At 67.7% G+C, this 1,636-nt stretch carries 3 protein-coding genes; 1 reads left to right on the plus strand and 2 read right to left on the minus strand.

Going from position 1 to position 1,636, the window contains the following annotated elements:
- Positions 1-209: 209 nt before the first annotated feature.
- Together HMPREF9463_RS10005 and HMPREF9463_RS10010 are read right to left on the minus strand one after the other, a co-directional pair.
- Positions 210-536 (minus strand): hypothetical protein, encoded by a 327-nt coding sequence (locus HMPREF9463_RS10005; RefSeq protein WP_035138933.1) that lies wholly within the window; start codon positions 534-536, stop codon positions 210-212.
- On the minus strand, positions 533-856 hold the full coding sequence (locus HMPREF9463_RS10010; RefSeq protein ID WP_035138934.1) for a hypothetical protein: 324 nt from the start codon (positions 854-856) through the stop codon (positions 533-535). Before HMPREF9463_RS10010 ends, HMPREF9463_RS10005 begins: the two co-directional genes overlap by 4 nt.
- Positions 857-1,207: 351 nt before the next feature.
- Here HMPREF9463_RS10010 and HMPREF9463_RS10015 point away from each other — a divergent pair.
- On the plus strand, positions 1,208-1,636 hold a 429-nt coding region (locus tag HMPREF9463_RS10015), incomplete at its 3' end, for a MobA/MobL family protein (RefSeq protein ID WP_198019975.1).

Here is a 1,636-nt window from a genome sequence, read left to right on the forward strand (position 1 = left end):
CGCAGCTCGCAGAGGCGAACGCTAGGGTCGCGGAGCTCGCCGGAAAGCTAGCATCGCTCGCCGAGCGCCAGCAGGCGATCGCGGCCACGCCGTGGTGGCGCCGCGGCCGCATGGCCATGAAGCTGCTCGGCCCAGGGGGAGAATAGCGGGAGCCCCGCGGCCCCTTCGATGGGCCGCGGGGCTCTTCGGTTTTCATCGCGGCGGCAGGTTTAGAACGGGTACACGAGCTTGCCGTCGATCTCGACCTCGGATACGCCGCAGTACTGGTTGGCGCGGTCCCAGAAATCATCCAGGCTGCCGCCGGGGCCGACCGCCGCGGCAGGCGGCAGACGCAGCACCTCGCGGCTGAAGCCCCTTTCGGTCCGAGGCTTGGTCCCGTCATCGCCGCCTCCCCTGTCGAACTCGAGGCGGCTCCAGAGCACCGCCGCCGAGCCGTCGGCGGTGAGCTCGAGGACGTCCTTGCTCAGCGCCGCCGATCCGTCGGCGCGGGTGTAGTAGCTCTCGACCTTGTTTTTAAAAGTGATGGTGACGTTCATTTCTGATCCCCCAGCAGCATGTTGACGGCCTCGGCGATCTGGCCGCCGCGGGTGAACGGCGTGCCGTCCGTGTACCGCAGCTGCTCGGTCAGCGCGACGGACAGGGCGCGGCGGCTGTCCTCGGTATCGAAGGTCATGCCAGAGGTCTGCTCGAGGATCACGCCGACCTCGACCAAGCGGTGCGTGCGGGCCTTCCGCTCGGCCGCGGCCTTCTTCTTCTCGAGGTCCCTCAGCTCCTTCTTCAGCGCGGCGGCGCGAGCTGACTGCTTGTCTGCCGCGGCCCTCTTCCGTGCAATCTGCTCGTCGATGGATGCCGTCATAAATGACCGCCCTTCCTTGCTCGTTAGCGTTTTGTCTTTGCAGCAAAATATACCCATACTCACGGTAAAATTTCGCGAGCTGGGTATATCACTACCAGAGGTAGTGCGCACTTGGCAGTACTTTTGCCGCGATGCGTCAAAAGTCCTGCACTGCGTGCGGTCTTGGCAGACGGCCCTACGCCCGACCCCGAAGCCGTTCGCCTGAGACGGCTCACGTCTACGGTGTCGGGCTGCGCGGTCGCTGCGCTCCCTTGCACTCCGCGCTGCGGGCACCGTTCGCCGACCGCGGCTCACGGCACTCCGCGCCGCTGCGCGGGGCGCATCTGCGCCCCTTGCCTGAAAGGAACTCGCATGGCCATCTTCCATCTGAACTACCGCGGCTGCTCGCCCGCCACCGGGGCGGGCGCGGTCAGGAAGGCCGCGTACCAGTCGGGCCAGGCGCTTGTGGAAGAGCGGACGGGGCAGGTCTGCGACTATGCCAGGAAGGAACGCGTCGTCGAGGAGGGTCTGTCTCTGCCCGGTGGCGTGCCGCCCATCGGGCGCGGCGAGCTCTGGAACGGGGCCGAGCGGGCATGGGCCGAGGGCGGCGGCGGAAACGAGCTCGTCGCGCTGCGCTATGAGTTTGCGTTGCCGATCGAGCTCGATGCCGACGGCCGCCGCGCCTGCGTGCGCGACTTCTGCGGGATGTTCCCCGCGAAGGCGTGCGACTGGGCGATACATGATGACGGCCGCGGCGGGAACCCCCACGCTCACGTCCTCGTCTCCGCGCTCGACCTTGGC

Origin of the sequence: Collinsella sp. 4_8_47FAA (assembly GCF_000763055.1) — a bacterium.
GTDB lineage: Bacteria > Actinomycetota > Coriobacteriia > Coriobacteriales > Coriobacteriaceae > Collinsella.